The organism is Microvirga sp. VF16 (assembly GCF_016864375.1).
Classification (GTDB): Bacteria; Pseudomonadota; Alphaproteobacteria; order Rhizobiales; family Beijerinckiaceae; genus Microvirga.
On sequence record NZ_CP069354.1, the window covers coordinates 375,983 to 395,973 of the forward strand.

20 protein-coding genes are annotated in these 19,991 nt (G+C 62.5%); 17 read left to right on the forward strand and 3 right to left on the reverse strand.

The window, feature by feature from the left end; genetic code table 11:
* Positions 1-26: 26 nt before the first annotated feature.
* The gene (locus JO965_RS01850; RefSeq protein ID WP_203442025.1) at positions 27-1,460 is read right to left on the reverse strand and encodes a short-chain fatty acyl-CoA regulator family protein; all 1,434 of its coding nucleotides are present in this window, start codon (positions 1,458-1,460) and stop codon (positions 27-29) included.
* Positions 1,461-1,648: 188 nt separating this feature from the next.
* Here JO965_RS01850 and aceA point away from each other — a divergent pair, with 188 nt between their 5' ends.
* The 14 genes from aceA to JO965_RS01920 all read left to right on the forward strand — a co-directional run bounded on the left by aceA (position 1,649) and on the right by JO965_RS01920 (position 16,522).
* The gene (gene aceA / locus JO965_RS01855) at positions 1,649-2,968 is read left to right on the forward strand and encodes an isocitrate lyase (protein ID WP_203442026.1); all 1,320 of its coding nucleotides are present in this window, start codon (positions 1,649-1,651) and stop codon (positions 2,966-2,968) included.
* A 42-nt stretch (positions 2,969-3,010) separates the two neighbouring features.
* A complete protein-coding gene (locus JO965_RS01860; RefSeq protein WP_203442027.1) occupies positions 3,011-3,220 on the forward strand; it encodes a hypothetical protein in 210 nt (69 codons plus the stop codon).
* A gap of 180 nt (positions 3,221-3,400) precedes the next feature.
* Positions 3,401-4,315 (forward strand): ABC transporter substrate-binding protein, encoded by a 915-nt coding sequence (locus JO965_RS01865; RefSeq protein ID WP_203442028.1) that lies wholly within the window; start codon positions 3,401-3,403, stop codon positions 4,313-4,315.
* A gap of 89 nt (positions 4,316-4,404) precedes the next feature.
* Positions 4,405-5,571 carry an ABC transporter permease gene (locus JO965_RS01870; RefSeq protein ID WP_203444023.1) on the forward strand — a complete coding sequence of 389 codons (1,167 nt, stop codon included), beginning with the start codon at positions 4,405-4,407 and terminating at the stop codon, positions 5,569-5,571.
* Entirely contained in the window at positions 5,568-6,506 is a 939-nt protein-coding gene (locus JO965_RS01875) for an ABC transporter ATP-binding protein (RefSeq protein WP_203442029.1), read from the forward strand. The genes JO965_RS01870 and JO965_RS01875 overlap by 4 nt, the downstream gene beginning before the upstream one ends.
* Positions 6,503-7,258, forward strand: a complete 756-nt coding sequence (locus JO965_RS01880; protein WP_203442030.1) for an ABC transporter permease — start codon at positions 6,503-6,505, stop codon at positions 7,256-7,258. Before JO965_RS01875 ends, JO965_RS01880 begins: the two co-directional genes overlap by 4 nt.
* Entirely contained in the window at positions 7,255-7,821 is a 567-nt protein-coding gene (locus JO965_RS01885) for a biliverdin-producing heme oxygenase (protein WP_203442031.1), read from the forward strand. Before JO965_RS01880 ends, JO965_RS01885 begins: the two co-directional genes overlap by 4 nt.
* Positions 7,818-10,061 (forward strand): ATP-binding protein, encoded by a 2,244-nt coding sequence (locus tag JO965_RS01890; protein ID WP_203442032.1) that lies wholly within the window; start codon positions 7,818-7,820, stop codon positions 10,059-10,061. The genes JO965_RS01885 and JO965_RS01890 overlap by 4 nt, the downstream gene beginning before the upstream one ends.
* Positions 10,062-10,511, forward strand: a complete 450-nt coding sequence (locus JO965_RS01895; RefSeq protein WP_203442033.1) for a response regulator — start codon at positions 10,062-10,064, stop codon at positions 10,509-10,511. It begins immediately after the preceding gene.
* Between the two features lie 8 nt (positions 10,512-10,519).
* Complete coding sequence (locus JO965_RS01900; RefSeq protein ID WP_203442034.1) at positions 10,520-11,569, forward strand: sensor histidine kinase; 1,050 nt, start codon at positions 10,520-10,522, stop codon at positions 11,567-11,569.
* Complete coding sequence (locus JO965_RS01905) at positions 11,570-13,708, forward strand: sensor histidine kinase (RefSeq protein ID WP_203442035.1); 2,139 nt, start codon at positions 11,570-11,572, stop codon at positions 13,706-13,708.
* A 340-nt stretch (positions 13,709-14,048) separates the two neighbouring features.
* Complete coding sequence (locus tag JO965_RS01910; protein WP_203442036.1) at positions 14,049-15,347, forward strand: amidase; 1,299 nt, start codon at positions 14,049-14,051, stop codon at positions 15,345-15,347.
* Between the two features lie 61 nt (positions 15,348-15,408).
* Positions 15,409-15,783: a YbaN family protein gene (locus JO965_RS01915; protein WP_246776711.1), complete on the forward strand. Its 375-nt coding sequence runs from the start codon at positions 15,409-15,411 to the stop codon at positions 15,781-15,783.
* A gap of 289 nt (positions 15,784-16,072) precedes the next feature.
* The gene (locus JO965_RS01920; protein ID WP_203442037.1) at positions 16,073-16,522 is read left to right on the forward strand and encodes a hypothetical protein; all 450 of its coding nucleotides are present in this window, start codon (positions 16,073-16,075) and stop codon (positions 16,520-16,522) included.
* Between the two features lie 38 nt (positions 16,523-16,560).
* On the opposite strand, the gene JO965_RS01925 is transcribed toward JO965_RS01920, so the two are convergent.
* A complete protein-coding gene (locus tag JO965_RS01925) occupies positions 16,561-16,815 on the reverse strand; it encodes a hypothetical protein (RefSeq protein WP_203442038.1) in 255 nt (84 codons plus the stop codon).
* Between the two features lie 269 nt (positions 16,816-17,084).
* Between JO965_RS01925 and JO965_RS01930 the strand changes: the two genes are divergently transcribed.
* The 3 genes from JO965_RS01930 (at position 17,085) to JO965_RS01940 (ending at position 18,470) form a co-directional block, all read left to right on the forward strand.
* Positions 17,085-17,657, forward strand: a complete 573-nt coding sequence (locus tag JO965_RS01930) for a PRC-barrel domain-containing protein (protein ID WP_203442039.1) — start codon at positions 17,085-17,087, stop codon at positions 17,655-17,657.
* A 128-nt stretch (positions 17,658-17,785) separates the two neighbouring features.
* Positions 17,786-17,983 carry a hypothetical protein gene (locus JO965_RS01935; RefSeq protein ID WP_203442040.1) on the forward strand — a complete coding sequence of 66 codons (198 nt, stop codon included), beginning with the start codon at positions 17,786-17,788 and terminating at the stop codon, positions 17,981-17,983.
* Positions 17,984-18,185: 202 nt separating this feature from the next.
* Positions 18,186-18,470, forward strand: coding sequence for a hypothetical protein (locus tag JO965_RS01940; protein WP_203442041.1), 285 nt, complete (start codon positions 18,186-18,188; stop codon positions 18,468-18,470).
* A 70-nt stretch (positions 18,471-18,540) separates the two neighbouring features.
* Here the strand turns inward: JO965_RS01940 and JO965_RS01945 are convergent, their stop codons facing one another.
* Entirely contained in the window at positions 18,541-19,944 is a 1,404-nt protein-coding gene (locus tag JO965_RS01945) for an NAD-dependent succinate-semialdehyde dehydrogenase (protein WP_203442042.1), read from the reverse strand.
* Between the last annotated feature and the right edge of the window lie 47 nt (positions 19,945-19,991).

The following is a 19,991-nucleotide window of genomic DNA, read 5'->3' on the forward strand; positions in this document are numbered from 1 at the left end:
CGCTTCAAGGTAAAGGGAGGTGGTGCCTAAGTAGCATCGAACTCGAAGGGCGAGACGCCGCGCTTCATTTCGTCGACGATCAGCGCATGCATCAGGGGAGGGGCGGCGCGCTGCGGGCAGGCGATACGTTCGCACAGGCGGCAATTGATGCCGATGGGCGTCGCGTCCGAAGATGCGAGGTCGAGGCCGCGCGCATAGACGAGGCGATGGGCGTATTTCAGCTCGCAGCCGAGGCCCACCACGAATTGCGGATCGGGCGCTCCCCAGGGGTTGAAGGCGCGCTTGACCGTGCGGGCGATGGAGAACCAGCGAGACGTATCCGGCAGCTCGACGATCTGGGTCGCTACCTGACCCGGCGTCCGGAAGGTCGAGTGCAGGTTCCAGAGCGGACAGGTGCCGCCGAACTGCGAGAACGGGAAGCGGCCGGAGGAAAAGCGTTTCGAGACGTTGCCGGCCGAATCCACCCGCACGAGGAAGAAGGGAATACCGCGTGCGGCGGGGCGGGCCAGCGTCGTGAGCCGGTGCGCCACCTGCTCGAAGCTCGCGCCGAAGCGGGCGCCCAGGACCTCCACGTCGTAGCCGAGCGCTTCGGCCGCCGCATGGAACTTGCCATAGGGCATCATGAGGGCGCCGGCGAAGTAGTTGCCGAAAGAGACGCGCAGCAGCCGCCGTGCGGGTCCGTCCGTGGACTCGAGGCGCGCGGCGAGTGCATCGATGGTCTCGCGCATCTCGGCGAAGGCCAATTGGTAGGCGGCCTGGAAGGTTCTGCCAGATGGATCGACCAGTTCGGAGATCAGCAACTGACGCCGATGGTGGTCGTAACGGCGCAGTGAATCCGGCATCACGTCGATGGGCATCACGCGCACCCGGATGCCGTGCTTGGAGTGCAGGCGCTCGTTGATCGCGAAAAAGAGGTCGTGCCCCGTCATGGCCAGGTCCGAGGCCAGGGCCTCGGCCGCCTCGTCCAGCTCGGCAAAATGGTTCTTGGCCTCGTGAATCAGTTCCCGTACCCGGTCGAGCGGATTGACCTGGGCTGAGTCCTCCGCCCGGTCGCGGTCGCTGAGGCTCGGCGTCACCGCCTCGCGGGCGCCGCGCATGGCCTGATAGGCGCGGTAGAGCCGGTTGATGGCATCGACCAGGGAGGGCGCGCTCTCCACGGTCTCGCGCAGCTCGAGCCGCGCCACCGGCGTGGAGCGGAAGAGCGGGTCGGCGAAAACCTCTTCCAGCTCCGAGACGGTGCGCTCGTGATCGTCGTTGGCGAATTCGCGCGGGTCGAGCTGATAGGCATGGGCGAGGCGGATCAGCACCTGCGCGGTGATCGGGCGCTGATTGCGCTCCATCAGGTTCAGGTAACTCGGGGACAGCCCGAGCTCCTCGGCCATGCGGGACTGGCTCATGTTGAGCTCGCGCCGTAGCCGCTTGAGGCGGGGTCCCACGAAAAGCTTTCTGCTCTCATCCATATTGTAAATCTTTTTACAAGTTTACACGGCCCGTCGAGTCAAAGCTTTACAGAACGACTTTTCTTTTGAAATCCACCGTTGAAACAACGGCTTCTTCGAGAGTTAATCAAGTCAAGACGTCCTGCTGCTTTGCAACAATTCTGGCCTGCAGGAGAGTTTTGTCAAGAAATGTAAAAGGAAGGGTAATCATGAATAGCCAGCCGAATCCGGGTTCCCTGCAGGACCTGATCCCCGCCGCTCCCGAGGGGCGCTTCGACGGTATCCGCAGACCCTATTCGGCCGACGATGTCGCCCGGTTGCGCGGGTCCTTCCCCATCGCCTACACGCTCGCCGAGCGCGGCGCACAGCGCCTGTGGCAGCTCCTGCACGAGCGCCCTTATGTCCATTCGCTCGGCGCCATGACTGGCAACCAGGCCATGCAGATGGCCCGCGCCGGCCTCGAGGCGATCTACCTCTCCGGCTGGCAGGTGGCGGCGGATTCGAACGTGGCCGGCGCCATGTATCCCGACCAGTCGCTTTATCCGGCCAATTCCGGCCCCGAGCTGTGCCGGCGCATCAACCGCACCTTCCAGCGCGCCGATCAGATCGAGCATGCGGAGGGTGGCGCGAAGCGCGACTGGTTCCTGCCCATCGTGGCCGATGCGGAGGCCGGTTTCGGCGGACCGCTCAACACTTTCGAGATCATGAAGGCCTATATCGAGGCCGGCGCCGCGGGCGTGCACTTCGAGGATCAGCTCGCCTCGGAGAAAAAGTGCGGCCATCTCGGCGGCAAGGTGCTGATTCCGACTTCGGCGCATGAGCGCAACCTCATCGCTGCGCGGTTGGCCGCCGATGTGATGGGCACCTCGACTCTCATCATGGCCCGCACGGACGCGGAATCGGCCAAGCTCATCACCTCGGATGTCGACGAGCGCGACCGGCCTTTCATCGAGCCCGACAGCCGCACGCCGGAAGGCTTCTATCGCCTGAAGGACGGCGCCGGCCTCGACCATTGCATCGCCCGCGGCCTGGCCTATGCGGAACTCGCCGACCTCCTGTGGTGGGAGGCCTCGCATCCGGATCTCGACGATGCGCGCAAGTTCGCGGAAGCGATTCACAAACGCTATCCGGGCAAGCTGCTCGCCTATAACTGCTCGCCGTCCTTCAACTGGAAGAAGAAGCTGGACGATGCCACCATCGCCAAGTTCCAGCGCGAACTCGGCGCCATGGGCTACAAGTTCCAGTTCGTGACGCTCGCCGGCTTCCACCAGCTCAATTACGGCATGTTCGAGCTGGCGAGTGGCTACCGCGACCGCGGCATGGGTGCCTATTCCGAGCTCCAGGTCCGTGAATTCGCCGCCGAGACCGACGGCTACACCGCTACCCGCCACCAGCGCGAGGTCGGCACCGGCTATTTCGACCAGGTCTCGGTGGTCATCACCGGCGGCAAGTCCTCCACAACGGCCATGGCGGAATCGACCGAGACCGCGCAGTTCCAGACCTCGGCCAAGCTTCAGGCGGCCGAATGAGCCTTGGCGAACCCCAAAATTTTGCACCAATGGAGATTGAAAATGCTTAAGTCACGTTTCTGGGTGGTTGGCGGCGAGTACACCTCCTGCGACTGCGAAACCATCGTCCAGGGCACCGAGCGGGTGGTCGGCCCCTTCGAGAGCCGCACCGAGGCCGAGCGCACCTGGCGCAGCCTGTCGGAGGATCACCGGCCCCAGGCCCAGGTCCGCTTCACCATTGCCCAGGAGCCTCCGACGACCTTGAGCGCCTGACGAGGCCCCCGAGAGCGCTTGACGGCCGTCCCCGCCGGAGAATGAAATTTTCTTCGGCGGGTCTTTGTCGTTTCCACACAAAGTTTTTATCCCCAAACCGAAGTCTTCTTGAGGCCCCCTCTGCCTAAATGGCGGAACTGTCCTAGAAACAGCAGGGCAAGGTTCCATAAGGGGATTCCCATGAAGACCGTCCTCAAGTCGCTGACATTGGCTGCTGCCCTCGCATTGGCAGCGGTGGGTGCCGCCAAGGCCGATGTGGTCGTCTCGTCGAAGATCGATACGGAAGGCTCAGTGCTTGGCAACATCATTCTGCTGATGCTCAATGCCAACGGCATCAAGACCCAGGACCGCATCCAGCTCGGGGCGACGCCAGTGGTGCGCAAGGCGATCACGGCGGGCGAGATCGACATCTACCCGGAATATACCGGCAATGCGGGCTTCTTCTTCAACAAGGCGGACGATCCGGTCTGGAAGGATGCGGCCAAGGGCTTCGAGATGGCCAAGAAGCTCGATTACGATGCCAACAAGATCGTCTGGCTTGACCCCTCGCCCGCCAACAACACCTGGGCCATCGCGCTGCGGAAGGACCTGGCCGATGGCAACAAGCTGAAGACCCTCGCCGATTTCGGCCAATGGATCTCGAAGGGCGGCAAGGTTGTGCTCGCGGCCTCCGCCGAATTCGTGAATTCGGACTCGGCCCTGCCGGCATTCCAGAAGACCTATGACTTCAAGATGAAGCCGGAGCAGCTCATCGTACTCTCCGGCGGCGACACGGCAGCGACCATCAAGGCGGCGGCGGAGCAGACCAACGGCGCCAATGCGGCCATGGTCTATGGCACCGATGGCGGCATCGCCCCGTCGGGCCTGGTGGTGATGGAAGACAACAAGAATGTGCAGCCCGTCTATGCACCGGCTCCGATCATTCGCGAATCGGTTCTGAAGGAGAATCCAAAGATCGCCGAGATCCTGAAGCCTGTCTTTGCATCCCTCGATCTTGCGACACTCCAGCAGCTGAATGCTCGCGTTCAGGTCGGCGGCGAACCGGGAAAGGCCGTGGCGACGGATTATTTGAAGTCCAAGGGTTTTCTGAAATGATCTGAAGTCCCGTCCAAGGGACGACAGGCGGCGCGACAAAGGCCGGAAGTTTTGTGAATACGATCTCGACCCGAACGACCGCGCCCGGTATGCCTTCGTTGCGCCCATCCTTGTCCCTCGATCGCCTCGGGAGCGTGATCGCCGTTCTGATCGGCATCGCGCTCTTCGCATCGCCCTTCGTGATCTATCGCGCCAACCGCATCGTGGCCGGCGAAGGGCGAATGCTGATCGACGCGTTGCCGCTTTCGGGCGCGTTCGGCGTCCTGGTCGTGTCGCTCGGCATTGCGCTGTGCGCGGCGCTGGTCCACACGCCACTGATTCGCCTCGCCGCCGCTTCTCTTGGCCTGTGCGTGATCTTTCCCGCAGTCGGATGGTCTGCCGGATTCATCACGCCGGCCGGCAACACCTTTGCACGCGTCTCACCGTCTCTCGGCTTCTGGCTGCTCGCTCTCTCCTTCGCGCTGCTTGCGGCCGATGCGCTGGCGCGTCTGCGCCTGGGACCCTGGGCGCGGCTCGCCGCTCTCGCTGTGGCGGCGGGTGCGATTGCACTTCTGCTCGTCTCCGGAGCCTGGAACGATCTCTCCCTGCTCAAGGAATATGCGAATCGGTCGGACACCTTCTGGCGCGAGGCAGGCCGGCATCTGTGGCTCGCCTTCGGCTCGATGGTGGCAGCCTGCCTCGTCGGGCTGCCGCTCGGCATTCTCGGCCATCGCATCCGGCGTCTCAGAACGGCGATTCTTCAAGTGCTCAGCATCGTCCAAACGATCCCGAGCATTGCGCTCTTCGGCATCCTGATCGCGCCGCTCGGCTATCTCGCCGCGCATGTGCCTCTGGCCGCGGCTTTGGGCATTCGCGGCATCGGGGTAGCGCCAGCCTTCATCGCGCTTTTTCTCTATTCCCTGCTGCCGGTCGTGGCCAACACGGTCACCGGATTGAAGCAGGTGCCGGCCGACGTGATCGATGCGGCCCGTGGCATGGGATTGTCCCCGCGCCAGCGCCTGTGGCAGGTCGAGTTACCCCTGGCGCTTCCCGTCATTCTCGCCGGCATCCGCATCGTGCTGGTTCAGAACCTTGGATTGGCCACGGTGGCGGCATTGATCGGGGGAGGGGGCTTCGGCACCTTCGTGTTCCAGGGCATCGGACAGACGGCCATCGACCTCGTGCTCCTGGGCGCCATTCCGACGGTGGCGCTGTCCTTTGCTGCCGCCATCACCCTTGATGCGATCATCGATCTGACCAAGCGGGGCTCCTCATGATCGAGATCGAGCATCTCACCAAGCGCTATGGCGCGACGACCGTCGTCGACGACGTGTCCTTCCGGGTCGATGAGGGAACGATCGCGGTCGTCGTCGGTACGTCGGGCGCGGGCAAATCGACCCTGCTGCGCATGATCAACCGCCTCGTCGAGCCAAGCTCGGGCCGCGTGCTCATCGACGGTGAAGACACCATGACGATCCCGGAGGACGAGCTGCGGCACCGGATCGGCTACGTGATCCAGGGCTACGGGCTGTTTCCTCATCGAACGGTCACGGAAAACATCGCCACCGTGCCGCGTCTTCTCGGCTGGGACAAAAGGCGGATCGCGGCCCGCGTCGAGGAACTGCTCGATCTGTTCCAGCTTGATCCGGCGGAATTCGCCAGAAAATTCCCGCACGAGCTGTCCGGCGGTCAGCAGCAGCGTGTCGGCGTCGCGCGGGCGCTCGCAGCAAAGCCCGCTCTTCTCCTGATGGACGAGCCCTTCGGCGCGCTCGATCCGGTCATCCGCAGCAAGGCGCAGGACGATCTCATCGCGATCCAGCGCCGCCTCGGCACCACCATCGTTCTCGTCACGCACGACATGAACGAGGCCTTCCAACTGGGCGACAAGATCGCCGTGATGGATCGGGCAGGGCTCCTGCAATATGCGACGCCTGCGGAACTGCTCACACATCCGGCGGAAGATTTCGTCGAGCAGCTTGTGGGAACGGCGGAGCGGCCTTTCCGTCTCCTGTCCCTGATTCGCGTGCAGGAAGCTCTCGAGCAGGGTGCCGTCGAGGGAGAGCCCATCCTCGTCACCGATTCCTTACGGGATGCTCTCTCACGGCTGATCTGGGTGGGAAGGAACGAACTGCCAGTCGCGGATGTTTCCGGTGCCATCGTCGGACGCGTCAGCGTGAGGGGCATCATGGCGCATGGGCGGCCCGTCCCATGAGCGGCCGTTCGCTCGTCCTGCGTGGTGCAGCGCTGCTCCTGCTGGTGCTCTTCATCACTGCACCGCAGCTCTTCGCGTTCGCGTTCAAGCCCCTGACCGTGAACGATGCGCCGGCGATCTACAATCAGGGCAGCCTGCTCGCCCTGACCCTATCGCACTTACGCATCGTGTTTCTGGCGACGCTGGCCAGCACGATTCTCGCCGTGGGGCTCGGCATCTTCGTCACGCGTCCGTCAGGAAGCGAGTTCCTGCCGCTCTCGCGCAGCCTCGTGAATATCGGCCAGACCTTTCCGCCCATCGCAGTCCTGGCGATTGCGGTGCCGCTCGTCGGTTTCGGCGAGAAGCCGACCTTCATCGCGCTCTTTCTCTACGGTCTTCTGCCGATCTTCGAGAACACGCTCACCGGCCTGATGGAAGTGTCGCCGCAGACGCTTGAAGCCGCCAAGGGCATGGGCATGAATCCGCGTCAGCGTCTCATGCAGGTCGAACTCCCGCTCGCACTGCCGGTGATCCTGGCCGGCATTCGTCTCTCGGTGATCATCAGTCTCGGTACCGCCACCATCGGCTCGACGGTGGCGGCGAAGGGATTGGGCGAGGTCATCATTGCCGGCCTTCAATCCAACAACGTCGCCTTCGTGCTGCAGGGCGGATTGGTGGTTGCGTTGCTCGCCGTTCTGATCCACGACGGATTGGGGATAGTCGAACGGGTGGTTGCTGGAAGGCTGGGCCGCCCCGTGGACGAGGCCCCATGACACTTCTCGAACGCCTGAAAATCGAAACCCGCGCAGCACATGACAGGATCGAGGCAGCCATCGATCTCGACCGCCGAATCTCATCGCGTGATGCCTATAGGGATCTGCTGATCCGCTTTTACGGCTTCCACGAGGCCTGGGAGAGCGAAGCCCTCGAAGCGGCTCCGGATCGGACGTTCTTTCAGAGCCGCTGCAAGGCGCAGCTTCTCGCCAGAGATATCGAGGCTCTGGGACTCACCTCCGACGAGATCATTCAATTGCCGCAAGGTCGACCACTCATGCCGCTGCGGGCCCCCGAGGCGGTGCTGGGCAGCATGTATGTGGTCGAGGGCTCGACGCTTGGCGGCGCCATCATCGCGCGCGAGGTCGAGCGAAAGCTCGGGCTCAATGCGGAGACAGGTTGCGCCTATTTCCGCAGCTACGGCCGCGATATCGCTGCCATGTGGAAATCGTTCGGCGCGGTGCTTCTGGAGGCTTCGTCACCAGAAACCGATGATCTGATCGTCGCATCTGCGCAACAAACCTTCGATGTGATGCATGACTGGCTGTGCGAGGTTCCATGACGCTGCAAACGCCGCAAGACATCGATCTGACCGCCTGCGAGCGGGAGCCGATCCACATTCCCGGCAGCATCCAGCCGCACGGGATGCTTCTCGCGATCAGGCTGTCCGACAGGACGATTGCCTATGCCAGCACCAACATCGCCGAGACCTTCGGGTTCGATCCGGCTGATGTTCTCGGCCGGCCTTTCGAGCAGGTGCTGCCGGCTCTGAGCGCGGAATTCAGCGCGCAGCTGGACGATCCGCCATCGGCGGGAAGCACGCGTTTCGTCAGGACCATCCAGGTCCAGACCGCGCGGGAGGAACGATTCTACGAGACGGCAATCTCCCGCTCGGGCGAGCATGCCGTTCTCGAACTGGAAGAGCCGCCCTTCGGTGCAATCTCCAGCATCGATGCGCTCTATCCCACATTGCGCCGATTCGTGGAACAGCTGCAGGGAGCCTCCACGGTCGAGGTCCTGTGCAGCCTTGCGGCGCAGGATATCCGCCGCATGACCGGCTTCGACCGGGTGCTGATCTACCGCTTCGACGAGCAGTGGAACGGCACCGTCATCGCCGAGGACCGCAACGAGGCGCTGCCTTCCTATCTCGACCTGCGCTTCCCCGCCTCCGACATTCCCGCCCAGGCGCGGGAGCTCTATCGGCGTAACCGGTTGCGCATCATTCCCGATGCGAATTATACACCTGTCCCGATCCAGTCGTGCGATCCCGCGCCGCTGGACTTGAGCGACTCGGTGCTGCGTAGCGTCTCGCCGGTTCATCTCGAATACATGCGCAACATGGGGACGCTTGCCTCCATGTCGATCTCGATCCTGCGCGACGGCAAGCTGTGGGGCCTGATCTCCTGCCACAACAAGGAGCCGAAGCGGGTCTCGCTGCAGGTGCGCAACGGCTGCGATTTCCTCACGCAGATCTTTTCCCTGCAGCTGGAGGCACGGGAGAACACGACTCTCGCCGAAAACCGCGTGCGCCTCGGTGCCGTGCAGACACGGCTTCTCGCCCATATGGCCGCGGAGGAGCATTTCATCGCGGGGCTGGTGAACCATCCGGACGACCTGATGATGCTCGCGGGTGCGAAAGGAGCCGCCGTGCTGACGCAGGATCATTGCTGGTGCGTGGGCCAAACCCCCGATGAGGAACAGGTTCGGGCTCTGTTCGACTGGCTGTCCGAGAACCATCAGGAGGATGTCTTTGTCGCTGACAATCTGTCCGAGGTGTATCCAGCGGCGAAAGCCTTTGCCGACAAGGCGAGCGGGCTGCTCTCGATTTCAATCTCGAAGGTGCATTCGAGCTACGTGCTCTGGTTCCGCCCCGAGGTCGTGCAGAATGTCAAATGGGGCGGAAATCCGCAAAAACCTGTCGAGGAGGAGGCGGGAGGCTTAAGGCTCCATCCCCGGCGCTCCTTCGAGATCTGGAAGGAGACGGTGCGCGACCGCTCCCTGCCTTGGGATCGAAGCGAGGTCGAGGCGGTCAAGGAACTTCGCAACGCCATCGTCGGCATCGTGCTGCGTCGGGCCGAGGAACTGGCGGCGCTCTCGGAGGAATTGCGCCGCAGTAACAAAGAGCTGGAGTCCTTCTCCTATTCGGTCTCGCACGACCTGCGGGCACCATTCCGGCACATCGTCGGCTATTCCGAACTTTTGAAGAAACAGGAATGGAGCGATCTGTCGGAAAAGGGCAAGCGCTACATCGACACAATCATCGATGCCGCCTACACGGCTGGAACCCTCGTCGACAACCTGCTGCGCTTCTCGCAGATGGGCCGCACGGCTCTGAAGCCCCGGCAGGTCGACGTCGCCGGCATGGTTGAGGAGATCCTGCAGAAACTGGCCATGGAATCGGGGAACCGCCGGATCCAGTGGATCGTTGGGGACTTGCCGGCGGTGAATGCCGATCCGGTACTGATTCGGCTTGTCTTCGAAAACCTGCTAGACAATGCCGTCAAATACACCCGCACCCGGGAGAAGGCACGTATCGAGATCGGCTCCTATCGGAACAATCGGGAGACGGTCTATTTCGTGCGCGACAACGGGGTCGGGTTCGATATGAAGTACATCGAAAAGCTGTTTGGCGTTTTCCAGCGTCTGCACCGAATGGAAGACTTCGAGGGAACCGGGATCGGGCTGGCCAATGTACGCCGCATTGTGGAAAGACATGGAGGCCGGGCCTGGGCCGAGGGAGTGCTCGACAAGGGAGCGACCTTCTCCATCGCCCTGCCGGATCAGAGTGAAGGAGCCGCATGAATGGCGGAGCTGAAGCCGATTCTGCTGGTCGAGGACAACCCGAAGGATCTCGAACTGACCATGGCGGCCCTGGAGCAGAGCCAGCTCGCCAACGAGGTCGTCGTGGTGCGCGACGGCGAGGAGGCGCTCGATTTTCTCTATCGCCGCGGCGCCCATGAAAACCGCAACACCGCCGACCCGGCCGTCGTCCTGCTCGATCTCAAGCTGCCGAAGATTGATGGGCTCGAGGTGCTGGAGGCGGTCAAGGCCGATCCGCACTTGAGGCAGACACCTGTCGTCATGCTCACTTCGTCGCGGGAGGAAAGCGACCTCGTGCGCAGCTACGAGCTCGGCGTGAACGCATTCGTGGTAAAGCCCGTGGGGTTTCGCGAGTTCTTCGACGCGATCCAGGATCTCGGTGTATTCTGGGCTATCCTCAACGAGCCGCCGCCGCGGCGCAACGGAGGATAGAGATATCGATGAATCGGCCGCCCGTCATCCTGTCCGATCGGGAGCTGCGCATCCTCCTCCTGGAGGACAGCGCGCTCGATGCCGAGCTGGTGACGGAAGCCCTGATCGATGCCCGGCTTCCCGTATCGATCGAGCGGGTGGTGTCCGCCGATGAATTCACAAAGGCCGTTCGGGAGGAAAGCTGGGATCTCATTCTCGCCGATTATCTTCTGCCGGCCTTCAATGGCCTGAAAGCGCTCGAGATCGCCCGGGACATATCTCCCGCCACGCCCTTCGTGTTCGTTTCCGGCGCCCTGGGCGAAGAGGTTGCCGTCGAGGCCTTGAAGCGCGGCGCGACGGATTACGTCCTCAAGGACAAGCTCGACCGCCTGCCCGCCACCGTCCTGCGGGCCTTGGCCGAAGCCCGCGAGCGCGATGAGAAAAGGCAGGCGCAGGGTGCCCTGCAGCAGATGCTCGATGAGCGCACGGCGCTTCTGCACGAGCTCGATCATCGGGTGAAGAACAATCTCCAGCTGCTGCTCTCCCTGGTCGGAATCGAGTTCCGTCAGGCCAAGGACGAGCAGGTGCGCCAGGTGCTCGGGCGCATGAAGGAGCGCATGCAGGCTCTCGCCGCCGCCCATCGCGACCTCTATGATGGGCAGGGATCGGCGCGGTTCGATGCCTCGCGCTTTGCCAGGGGCTTGTGCGAGGAGCTGGCTGCGTCCGTTCCTGGCGTGAGGATCACGCCGGAATTCGAAATCGGGAATGTGGAGGTCGAGGCCGCCAAGGCAGCCCCCATGGCGCTTCTGTTCAACGAGATCGTCGTCAATGCACTCACACACGCCTACCGGGAACGGCAAGGAAAGTTGAAGCTCACGCTCCGGATCCACGATGGCACGCTGCTCTTCCGGATCTCGGATGATGCCTTCAGTCTCGAGGAAAAGCAGGCCGCGAAGGACAGCGCCTCCGGGACCATCCTGAAAGCTCTCGCGCGCCAGCTCGACGCTGGTGTTGAATGGCCGCTCGACAATCCCGCCGTTCTGGTGTGTGTCACCATGCCCATCCAGGATGTCGGCTAGATGGAAGGCCGAAGATTCAACACCGGATCATCGATTGAGGGGCGCCCCGAAGGCGCCCGCACATCGCTGCGGCAGGTGTTGTGGGGACTGGTGCTGGTTCTCGCCCTGCCGACGATTCTGGTGGCCGCTGGGGGGCTTTATTCAAGCTATCAGGCCGAGCGTCAGGCCACCGATCTGCGCATGCAGGAAACGGCCCGCGCCCTGAGCCTATCGCTCGATCGCGAAATCGAAAAATCGGTAGTGGCCCTGCAGGTTCTAGCTCAGTCGTCCAGTCTCGCCAGAGGGGACTTCGAAGAGTTTTATCAGCGGGCGAAAAACACTCCTCTCTCGGAGCCCTCCTGGGTGGCTCTTTTCGAACCCGAAGGGCGAGTGATCTTCAACACCCACGTGCCTTACGGCGTCATCCTGCCGAACAGTAACCGTCCGAATGTTCTGCAGCGCGTTCAGGAATCCCGTAAGCCGCATGTGTCCGATCTATATGTGGGCTCATTGACGGGACAGCGCCTGATCATCATCGATGCCCCGGTCATTCTCGATGAGAGGGTCGCCTATATCCTGTCGCTCGCGATTACGCCGGATGTCTTCCAGAACATCATCCGCGATCAAAGGATTGCCGAAGGCTGGAATGCCGCGGTGCTCGATCGCAGCAGGCGGATCGTGGCCCGCTCCAGGTCGCCAGAGCGATTCGTCGGGCAGCTTGCCAGCCCTTACATTCAGGAGGCCCTTGCGGCCGCGCAGGAAGGCCGGCTCCAGAGCGTCACGCTGGATGGCATTCCAGTGCGCACTTATTTCAGCCAGTCTCCGACCTATGGCTGGTCTTTCGTCATCAGCATCCCGGAAGCGGAACTGGCCAAATCGGCGCAGCGCTCTCTCTTCTGGCTCACGATTCTCGGAGCTGTCATCCTGGGCGGCATTCTCCTGGCGGTTCTGCTTTCCCGCTCCATCGCCAAGCGGGTCGACCAGCTTGTGGCGGCAGCGCGAGCCCTCGGGCGTGGAGATGAAGTCGCCGATCCGACGACGACGCGAGTTCTGGAGTTCGACACGATCAAGAAGGCTCTCGTGGAGGCGGCCACCGGCATCCGCACGCACGAGCGCGAGCGGGATGAGGTTCTCGCCCATGTGGCCGAGAGCGAAGCGCGCCTGCGCCTGGCGCTCAATGCGGGACATCTCGGCTCCTGGGAGTTCGTCCCTTCCACGGGGGCCTTCACCACATCGGCCATCTGCCGCGCTCATTTCGGGCGTGGACCCGACGAGCCATTCTCCTATGCGGATCTGGTTGCGTCGATCCATCCTGACGATCGTGCGATGCAGGCGGAAGCCGTCGCGCAGGCTCTCGCAACCCGCACAGACCTTCATGTGGAGTATCGGGCGGTCTGGCCAGACGGCAGCGAGCGCTGGATTCGGGTGAGCGGTCGCATGAGAATCGGACCGGATGGACAGCTGTCCATGGTCGGCGTTTCACAGGACATCACCGAGCGCCGGCTCGCCGAGGAGCGGCAGGCGCTTCTGCTTCACGAACTCAATCATCGGGTCAAGAATACGCTGGCGACGGTTCAATCGGTCGCCTCGCTGACCAGGCGCTCCGCCGACAGCAATGATCCGGCCGCGTGGAACGCCTTCATGGATCGGTTGCACGGGATGGCCAAGACTCATGACCTTCTCACGGCCACTCAATGGCAGGGTGCGCTTCTGGAAGACGTGCTGAAGAACGAGCTGGAGCCCTATCAGGATGGCATGCAGCAGCGCATCCGCCTGCGCGGTCCGCGGATCAATCTGCAGCCGGGCGCTGTTCTGGCTCTGGGGCTTGCCATCCACGAACTGGCGACGAACGCCGTCAAGTACGGCTCGCTTTCCGTTCCGGATGGCAAGGTTCACGTGATGTGGGCCGTCGCGTCAGGAAGCGGACAACCTGCACTTCTTGTGGAATGGGTCGAGAGCGGTGGCCCTCCGGTAAAGCAACCCGAGCGTCAGGGGTTTGGATCCAAGCTTATTCAGCGCGGCCTCGCGCAGCAGCTTGGAGGCGAGATCAAGCTCGATTTCGCACCGGCCGGAATCCGCTGCGTCATCACCTTCCCGATTTCGACCCTGGCCCTCGACCTGAGCGATGCGGACGAGACCTGCGAGCGCTATGCGTCTTGATGACGGATAGGACACAGTCCCCTATGTCATCCCCGGCGGTCCGCAGGACCGGGACGGGGATCCATGGCGTTGAGCACGTGGGTGGATCCCTTCCCTCGCTTCGCTCACCGGGGATGACAGCGAGGCGCTAAAGTGCCATTTCCAGGTGATGGGCTAGCGCATCGTGCGGACCCAGCGGGCCGCGTCAGCGAAAAGTGGGCCCGGTTTTCGCTGGCGCGGCCCGCTGGGTCCGCTCCGAACGATGCGCTGCTTAAGGAATTGGGCATCGGATTGGATCCCAAAAGTGGATCCACTTTTGGGTCCGATGCTATAAGCCATTGTCCCCTCATCCGGTGCCTTTATGACGACGATCAGAGACAAGCTCGAAACCATTCTGGAGCGCCTTGCCGGGCGTGCGGCCGACGAACGTGTGTTTCTGCGCGTTTACGAAGAGGCGGCCCGCGTTGCCGCCGATGCCGCCGATGCGCGGCGCCATGCCGGTCTCTCGCTCGGGCCGCTTGATGGCACAATCATCTCGATCAAGGATCTCTTCGATGTGGAGGGCGAGACGACGCTTGCAGGCTCGATTGCCCTGCGCGATGCGCCTGCTGCTGACAGCGATGCGATCATCGTCCGCCGCCTGCGCCGCGCTGGCGCCGTCATCCTCGGCAAAACCAACATGGTGGAGTTTGCCTTCTCGGGTCTCGGCCTCAATCCGCATTACGGCACGCCCGGCAATGCGGCAGATCCTTTGCGGATCCCCGGCGGATCGTCATCGGGCGCTGGTGTCTCGGTGGCGGAGGGCACGAGCGAGATTTCCATCGGCAGCGATACCGGCGGCTCCGTGCGCATTCCGGCAGCGCTCAACGGTGTCGTCGGCTTCAAGCCGACGGCGCATCGGGTGCCGCTCGACGGTGCCTTCCCCCTCTCGCCCAGTCTCGATTCCATCGGACCGCTGGCTCGCACCGTGCAGGATTGTGCCGTCACGGATGCCATCATGGCAGGTGAGGAGACACGCGCGTTGAGGCCACATCCCCTGGCCGGATTGCGGATCGGCGTTCCACGCGGTCGCCTGTTCTCGGACACCGAGCCGATGGTGGAGCGGGCCTTCGAGACATCGTTGACGCTCCTGTCCCGCGTCGGCGCGAGAATCGTCGATCACGGCATCGAGGATCTGCTACAGGAGATGGCGGACACCACCGTCGCGGCCTCCATCGCATCCATCGAGGCATCGGAAGTCCATGCGGATTGGTTGGAGACAAAAGCGAAGGAAATCGATCCGCGCGTGCGCTGGTGGATCGCGCGCAGCGGCACTGTGCCGGCACCGATCTACATCCGCATGCTGCGCCGCCGGCGCGCGCTCGCGGCCGCCATGGACGAGCGTTTGTCCCCGCTCGACGTGTTGGTGCTGCCGACCACCGCTGTCTCGGCGCCCCTGATCGCACCGCTGGAAGCCGACGACAAGCTCTACAACAAGATGGACTGGCTGATCCTGCGCAACACCATGTTCGGCAACCAGTTCGATCTGACCGGTATCTCGCTGCCGATCCCCGGCACGGAGCGGCCGGTCGGACTCATGCTGATAGCGCGCCACGGTCACGACCGGCGGCTTCTCGAGATTGCCGCAGGCGTCGAGACGATGCTGGCGAGCGGATCGTGAAGGCACAGGATCGAAGGATGACGCGTTATGCCCATTCCGGATTGATCTTGCGAGAAACCGGATGATGCGTCGCCTGTATCTCTGCCTTGGCTATGCCAGCCTCGTACTGGGCATCGTCGGAATTTTCCTGCCGGTTCTGCCGACAACGCCTTTCGTGCTCGTGTCGGCCTGGTGCTTTGCCCGCTCGAATCCGGTCCTTGCCGAGCGTTTGTACAACCATCCTCGCTTCGGACCATTGCTAACCGCCTGGCGCGATCAAAGAGCCATTCCGCTGCACGCCAAATTCTATGCGCTTGCTGCGCTTGTTCTGTCCTACGCCTTGATCCTGTGGCTCACGGAAAATCGCATCCTGCTCGTTATTCTCGCGGCGATCATGGGCAGCGTCGGCCTCTACATCGCAACACGCCCGAGACCGCGCGACAGTTCCAACGGCTGATTCCCGAACAGCTGCGATCGGTGAAATTTGCTGCAATTTGAGCACAATTTCCTTGTCGCGCAAGGCTATATAAGAGCGCCGTCTTTGTAGAGCTTCTTATGTTTGGCCAAGTTTGTGCCATGTTGCGGCCCAGGTTCCGGGTAGGCTGCAAACGTCACGATTGAAGGAGCCACATCATGCGCGGTCTCAGCTTGTCGGTTTTTCTGCTTGCGTCAGCCGCTATGCTCGTGCCGCTTCTGATTGCTTTGGCATATGCAGTGAGTGTATTGATTTCAGCCCTAATGTTCCCGTGAAACGTTATCGCTTCAATCCATTTTTATTAAGCTATTGTTTGACGACATTCAGCAATCTGGTCTGGAACCGGGTGTGTAAGCGGGCGTTGGATTGCGAATTGTCGAACAGGACTTTTCAAATGCGAAAAATGATTCTCCTTGCCGTCGCAGCCATGGGTTCAAGTTTCTTCGTTGCCTCGTCCTCCTCGGCTCAGCCGCAGATCCAGTTTGGTATCGGACCCGATGGCCGTCCGCAGATCGGTGTGCGCGACCCCGAGCAGGAGCGCTACGAACGCCGTGAACGCCGGCGAGAGGAGCGTGCCCGCGCCTATGAAGCCGGTCGCCGGGATGCTCTGCGCGAAGAGCGCCGTTATGACGTTTATGAGAGCCGCTGCCGCAACATCACCATTCATGAAGAGAACGAGTGGGGCCGCACGGTCACGCGGCGGGTCCGCCGCTGCGATTGACGTCGATGTGAATCCACGGATGTCACGCGTTCGGCCTGCTACGCCCGGGGATTCGCGCTTTCCGCTGTAAGCCTGGGAAGCTCCTTCGTCATCCATTCCACCATCTGATCGTTGGTCTTCAGATGGCTCGGCATGGGAATGAACGGGCCATGGGATTCGTAGATGGCCATGGGGTCTCGTGCGCCCAGAATCGGATCGAGATCGTCCTCGATCTCGGGCGTGATGGTTCTGCCGCCGAACCATGTGAGAAGCAGCAGGAGCATTCCGACGGCGCCGGCCAGAACAACGAGCAAGGATATTGCCAAGTCTGCGACCACAGGTTCCTTCCCTGCACTGCGAAGCTCCCCACCCGCATACTCAGCCTAGCACCGAAAGGCCCGCGGTCCAACGCCGTAAAACAGGTCGTGCGAGTCAGAATCTTGCCCACATTTTCGCACTTGCGAGGAACCGCGCTCAAGAGCTTGAGGTTGAAATTTAGATCACCTCGCTGAGCGGCGATTGCGTTCTTTCGGCGCCAGTGAGGGGATGCGGAGCGATCGATCCAGCCGGACGGGAGGCGCCCATGAGAACGTATTATGTGTTCCAGTCCAAGACGACTCCCGAGCTGCGCGGCTTCACGGAGGGCGCGACGGGCGAAATGTTGCCGGTCGAGCAGGGGCCTTGGACCCTCGTCCAGCAGGTCGGTCCCGATGACGAGTGGACGCTCAATGTCAGCCGGGCCGTCGTCGCCGCCGGGATCATCGAGAATGGCTTCTACCTTTGGGGGCCGATCAACCGGTCGGACTCCTGGCATCCGGTGATCGAGAGCGACCGCGTGGAAGGCACCGCCGTCTACGGTCCACTGGACACGCAGATCGGCACCATCAAGCGCCTGCTGATCGAGAAGGTGAGCGGACGGGTTCTTTATGTGGACGTGACCTTCGGCGGCTTCCTCGGTCTCGGTGTTCACCACCATACGATCCCGTGGGAGAAGCTGTCCTACGACACGGAGCTCGAGGGCTACCGCACGGATGTGACGGAGGCTCAGGTCCAGGGCGCGCCCTCATTCTACGGCGACGATCAGGTTTGGCCCGACCGCAAGCGTGAGCAGGAGATGCGGGATTACTGGCATGACATCCCGAGAGGCCCGATCTGATTTCGTGCCGATCCAGCGAAGAGTCTATCGCTCCTTCTGAAGAGTGATGCGATCTGTCGACAAAGTCTCACGGGCGGGGCGTGAGGCTGGTATGATGCAGTCGTCCCTTGGTTCCTTTGGAGGGTTCCATGAAGGAGCACATGTTCAAGATCGGCCAAGTCGTTCGCCCCAGCGCCGCCGCCCCAAACCTCCCCCGGGATCTGTTCAGAATTCTCCGCCTCCTGCCCTCCACGGCCGGCGGTGTGCCGCTCTATTGCATCAAAAGCCAAGCGGAGCTGATCGAGCGTGTGGTCGAGCAGACCGAGATCGAGGCCGCGCCGCGCTAGCATTGAGAGCGGAAGCTTGGCTGCAGGCAAGCGTCGGCTTTGCGTATTTGTCCCCATTCTTGTCGTTGTTTGTAGTTATTGTCCTAAGGCATTAGCGTACAGTCGCGCTCTCCGGGTGTGATGCGTTCTGTCGTTCCATTTCATGAAACGTAAAGCGAAGTAATGCGTTGGTCATCCAATGCCAATACGTGGAGATGGAACGATGAGGAAATCAGCTTGGCTCTTGGCAGCCGCTTTAATTGGTTCGAGCGTTGTCGTTTCAACGCCTTCATCTGCTCAAGTGCAGTTCGGAATCGGCCCCGATGGCCCGAGCGTCCGCGTTGGGCCTGATCGGGATCGTTACGAGCGTCGCTATATCGAGCGCCGTCGCGTCTACGACCGCGACGACCTGTCGACCGGCAGCATCAACCGGTGCCGCACCGTGGTGATCCGTGAGGAAGAACCCGATGGCGACATCGTCACGCGCCGCATCCGCCGCTGCCGCTAGTGAATATCGAATTCGATCCGTCAGGGAGGCGCTAAAGCGCCTCCCGATTTTTGCCAAGGCGATCACGCAATCAGCCCTCGACGAGCACGCTCTTGATGTTGGTGAACTCGCGGATGCCGAAACGCGCGCATTCGCGGCCGTAGCCTGATTCCTTCACGCCGCCGAAGGGCATGCGCGGGTCGGAGCGTACATTCGCGTTCACAAAGCTCATGCCGGCTTCCAATTCCTCGGCGGCAATGCGCTCGCCCCGCTCCAGATTCTCGGTCAGGACGCCGGAACCCAAGCCGAAGGGCGAAGCATTGGCGATGCCGATGGCTTCTGCCTCGTCGGCGGCCTCAATGATCGCCGCCACAGGGCCGAAGACCTCCTCGTCATAGGCCGGCATGCCGGGCCGCACATCCGTGAGCACCGTTGCCGGATACCACGCACCCGGCCGGCCCGGCACTTCGCCGCCGAGAAGCAGGCGTGCCCCCTTCTCGAGGCTTCTTCGCACCTGATCGTGGATCTCGTCACGCGCCTTGATGCTCTGCATGGGCCCGAGCTTCGTGGCCTCATCACGCGGATCTCCCATCGGATAGGCTCTCATGGCCTCGACGAAGGCGCGCTCGAAGGCCTCGCGCACGCTTTTCTGCACGATGAAGCGCTTGCCGGCGATGCAGCTTTGCCCGCCATTGACCATGCGGGCGGCAGCGCAGACGCGAGCCGCCTTCTCGATGTTGGCGTCGTCCAGAACGAGATAGGCATCGGAGCCGCCGAGCTCGAGCACGCTTTTCTTCAGCACGGCCCCGGCAGCACCCGCCACCTGGCGTCCGGCCGTCACGCTGCCTGTCAGCGTGACGGCGGCGATGGATGGCGCTTCGATCACGGCGCGCACATCCCGGCTCGGGATGAGAAGCGTGCGAAAAAGATGTTTCGGAAAGCCCGCCTCCTGAAACACGCTCTCGATGGCGAGAGCACATCCCGGCACATTGCTGGCATGTTTGAGCACACCCGCATTGCCGGCCATGAGCGTCGGTGCGGCGAAGCGAAAGACTTGCCAGAACGGGAAATTCCACGGCATGACGGCGAGCACCACGCCGAGGGGATTGAACGTCACGAAAGCCCTAGGGCCGCCGAGATCGACCGGCTCGCGGGCCAGATAGCGCTCCGCATTCTCGGCGAAGTGATCGCAGTTGAAGGCGCATTTCTCGATCTCGGCCAGACCCTCCTTGCGGGTCTTGCCCATCTCGTCGGTCATGATCCCGGCCAATTCCGTCTGCCGGCGCCGCAGCACTGCCGCGGCCGTCTTCATGAGGCCGGCGCGATGGCTGAAGGATGTCCGGCGCCATTCCTCGAAAGCCTGACGGGTCTGCTGCGCGATGGCGAGCGCCTCGTCCTGTGTGTGCCCCTCATAGGTCCGGCCCATTTGTCCGGTCGCCGGATCGACGGTCTCGAAATGCGGCCTGGTATCGGGCGCGCGGGTGCTCTCGTCCATGACATGATCCTCCCCGATTCGAATTCCGACTCAGCAAAGGAACGGTC